Genomic DNA, 3,100 nt, shown 5'->3' on the forward strand with positions numbered 1-3,100 from the left:
CGCTCTCGGATATATAGCAAAAAAAAGCGGCACAAGGCCGCTTCAATTATTTGCTTGCTTTTTTCTTTTTAGAGACAGCCTTCTGTTTAGGCTGATCCGGTTTTTCTTCTTCTTTTTCCGGAGCCGGATAAAACTTGGTGGCTACCATCACAATGCGGTTACGCTTCTCTCCACTTTTAGAATCCGTCCATTCTTCCGGCTTAAAGTAGCCTTCAACGGTTATCAGCTCACCTTTTTTCAATACATCGAAGGAATCCAGTGCTTCATTCTTTCTCCAGGCTTCAATCCCCATGAAAGCGGAAACATAAGAGGTTTCTTCACCTGTCTTGTCTGCACGGCTGACCGCGATAGAAAAGCGTGCTACGCTTGCTGTTTCAAAACTACGGATTTCTGCATCCTTACCGATAAAACCTGTTACTGCGAATGAATTTTCAATCTTTTTCATATCTCTGATTTTTTAGAAGTTAATTAATCAATTTTACAGTGCAATAACTGATTGTTGGCTTTGGGGGACACCATGAAAAAAGATATAAATACGCTTTTTATGCTAGCCGGAAAAAGGAAGATTTGTAACTTTTTTATTGGTGAAGATGGCAGCAAATAATTCGGGTTAAATACGCTTTTTGTACAGGGCAAAAAAAGGAAGATTTCAGCCGAATAACAACGTGGTGTTTGTGAATCGCCCCCTTATCCCCGTAACCGGGGTTAGCAACAATCTATATTTGCAACGGAAAATGATTTGACTTCACTAAAAAATGATATGAAAAAGACAAAACTTGAAAATCAGCAACAGGTTTGGAAAGGATGCAAAAAAACAACCGGTCAGACAGAAAGCATGGCACATTCCGAAAATATGGTCTGCCGCCTATCGACACACCGGAAGAAACCTCTGCAATTCCTTTTAAAAAAATGAAGCCGAAGAATGAAGCATACAATATTCCACGTATCGGAAGAAGTGGCTCCTCGATAAAACAAAAACCTACTACGGAAGAACAGACTTACGGATTCTGTGGGGAGAACATAACCATACAGGCACACAGCCACTACAACTGTTTCCGGAAAAAGAAGATTATACTACCGGAAAAACAGAAAGGCATCCACTCGGAGAAAAGCAAACGATTGAAGCGGACTGCCAATCTGGTGGCGAAATATCCGACTACCTATCTACAGCCCTAAAAGGCTGGGGCATATGGGTAAGCAACAGACTGCCGGGCAAATAAAAGGAGAGTGGCATAGCCGCCGGAAAGAAGTTGTTTCGGCGTGGCCGAAACTCCGAAAGCAGACCGGATATGCCTCTCTCCTTTGCCTTCCCCATTTCTGGATTTCACACAATCACATTAAGTAAAATTCATCTATCACTGCTTTTCATATTTATTGTGTCTCTCTCTTTTGCACCGGAAATATTAGCACTTACAGCAACCAGACGGTATGACATCGCCACGTTTGATCATACCGCTGGAGAACAGTGATATACAATCTGAATCAAAACAGATTGTGTATCACCAATTTCTTTTTTTGTGCCTTGTTAAACGTATAAGAAGTTCCTCCGGCAGATTTTCCATCCCAATAAGCAATCAGCCTACAGGCGTGTGAAATCATGTAATCATTACGGTGGGCATAGCATTGAGCATAATAATATTCGGATAGAACTACCACCTTGTCGGCTTGGCGCAAAATATCAGCATACCTCTGTTTGTCCTCTTTGTTGAAATACACATCTTGCCCGACATAAGGAACAACCGCCACCAAAACCATATCGGGATATTGTTTCCTTTGTTCAAGTATGGTATGAGCAGCCATCATGTCAAATCCAACCGCACAACCAATATAGAAAAAACGGATTCCATTCTCATAGCAGAAACGTACCTCTTCATTCAACGATACGGACAAAGCATATTTATTTGTTCGTATCGTTCTATGACCGGTAAAAGCAACGGACATCATTTTCATCCATTTATCACGTGCCTTTCTACATATATCCAACGAACCTGCCGAAGTTTCATACACCATTCCATTCACCTCATAACGATAAGTGAACCAAGTAGTATCTCCAAAGATACCCTTCTGCTTCTCTATATAACTCTCTTTTTCTTTCATCTTATAACATACGGACAACTGTTTTACCTAAAAAGAAACCTCCCAAAACCTCACCTCCTATTTTTTCCAACTGACATGCGAAACGAGCATACGAAAACCCTTTCGTTAAAATATCGTCAAATACCAAGATTTTCTTACCCCGAAAAAAGTCCTTGTCAAATTCTATCACTTGTACTTTTTGAAGCGACTTGCTATCAAATTTCTCATGAATAGCCAAACGATCTCCACTGACACGTATATGTTCATACGCATTGATAGCACCTGAAAACTTACACACAGCCGAAGCAAACCCCTTATAACGAAGTTCATTCTTATCAGCGGAAGAAGCCGGGACACAAGCAAAAACAATATTCTTAACATCATCACCAAAAACTTGATGTAACTTATTCGCTATCATCCAAGCTACATTCAAATAAGATTTTCCATCCTTAAAACTCCATATCATCTTACGAATTTGCCATTCTCTTTCCGTTGCCTGCCGATATTGCATAGGAAGATATTCAAAAAAAGAAAACATCATCTTATGTCATTGTCTGTCTAAACTAGGATATTTACTCTGATGTGCCATAGTCTTTTATCTATTAAAATTAAACTTATGCTTCAGCTAGATTTAAAGACCTTTTTTTAAAACCCCTTTCCGGGATGGCCTTTTCTTTCTGCCGACTTTTTTTTTGAGCTTTCATGCCCCATCTGAGTTTATGAGCCTTTTTTTACGGCACACAACAAGAAGGAAGGAGGGATTGAGAAAAGTTTTGGACGACAAAAAATGTTGGGGACAGCGAAGCCGTCCGGCGTTATTTTTTCAGGACAAAGGGCGAAGACCAGAACTCTTTCGTATCCATCCACCGACATAAATTTGCCGTTCAAAAACAAAGGGTCCCAGATGGAGCTATGAAAAACGCACATTAGGGGAGGCAGAAAACAAGGAAAAGGGCAGTACGGAAAGTAAAACAAACCATACGGTTTTGCCTGCAAAACCGTATTCCTATCTCCCTGTCACAGG

General features: G+C 40.5%; 6 protein-coding genes. 3 read left to right on the forward strand and 3 right to left on the reverse strand.

From position 1 onward, the window contains the following. Window positions 1-46: 46 nt before the first annotated feature. Window positions 47-445, reverse strand: coding sequence for a single-stranded DNA-binding protein (locus BSCG_RS01615; protein WP_005868746.1), 399 nt, complete (start codon window positions 443-445; stop codon window positions 47-49). Window positions 446-760: 315 nt separating this feature from the next. Between BSCG_RS01615 and BSCG_RS29210 the strand changes: the two genes are divergently transcribed. The 3 genes from BSCG_RS29210 to BSCG_RS30175 are packed head-to-tail and all read left to right on the forward strand — an operon-like array spanning window position 761 to window position 1,345. Beyond that, on the forward strand, window positions 761-913 hold the full coding sequence (locus BSCG_RS29210; RefSeq protein WP_229106191.1) for a hypothetical protein: 153 nt from the start codon (window positions 761-763) through the stop codon (window positions 911-913). Beyond that, entirely contained in the window at window positions 910-1,176 is a 267-nt protein-coding gene (locus BSCG_RS30705; RefSeq protein ID WP_229035966.1) for a hypothetical protein, read from the forward strand. Before BSCG_RS29210 ends, BSCG_RS30705 begins: the two co-directional genes overlap by 4 nt. A 13-nt stretch (window positions 1,177-1,189) precedes the next feature. After that, window positions 1,190-1,345: a hypothetical protein gene (locus BSCG_RS30175; protein ID WP_008777452.1), complete on the forward strand. Its 156-nt coding sequence runs from the start codon at window positions 1,190-1,192 to the stop codon at window positions 1,343-1,345. 137 nt (window positions 1,346-1,482) lie between these two features. Here the strand turns inward: BSCG_RS30175 and BSCG_RS01605 are convergent, their stop codons facing one another. Continuing rightward, window positions 1,483-2,097, reverse strand: coding sequence for an SLOG family protein (locus tag BSCG_RS01605; protein WP_008771441.1), 615 nt, complete (start codon window positions 2,095-2,097; stop codon window positions 1,483-1,485). 1 nt (window position 2,098) lies between these two features. Beyond that, the gene (locus BSCG_RS01600) at window positions 2,099-2,617 is read right to left on the reverse strand and encodes a phosphoribosyltransferase (RefSeq protein WP_008777454.1); all 519 of its coding nucleotides are present in this window, start codon (window positions 2,615-2,617) and stop codon (window positions 2,099-2,101) included. Window positions 2,618-3,100: the final 483 nt, after the last annotated feature.

The sequence above is a fragment of the Bacteroides sp. 2_2_4 genome (genome assembly GCF_000157055.1).
GTDB lineage: Bacteria > Bacteroidota > Bacteroidia > Bacteroidales > Bacteroidaceae > Bacteroides > Bacteroides ovatus.

What these genes read in the sequence shown, in the direction of transcription:
- BSCG_RS01615 (WP_005868746.1), bottom strand. Translation starts at nt 445, where the DNA reads ATGAAAAAGATTGAAAATTCATTCGCAGTAACAGGTTTTATCGGTAAG.
- BSCG_RS29210 (WP_229106191.1), top strand. Translation starts at nt 761, where the DNA reads ATGAAAAAGACAAAACTTGAAAATCAGCAACAGGTTTGGAAAGGATGC.
- BSCG_RS30705 (WP_229035966.1), top strand. Translation starts at nt 910, where the DNA reads ATGAAGCCGAAGAATGAAGCATACAATATTCCACGTATCGGAAGAAGT.
- BSCG_RS30175 (WP_008777452.1), top strand. Translation starts at nt 1,190, where the DNA reads ATGGGTAAGCAACAGACTGCCGGGCAAATAAAAGGAGAGTGGCATAGC.
- BSCG_RS01605 (WP_008771441.1), bottom strand. Translation starts at nt 2,097, where the DNA reads ATGAAAGAAAAAGAGAGTTATATAGAGAAGCAGAAGGGTATCTTTGGA.
- BSCG_RS01600 (WP_008777454.1), bottom strand. Translation starts at nt 2,617, where the DNA reads ATGATGTTTTCTTTTTTTGAATATCTTCCTATGCAATATCGGCAGGCA.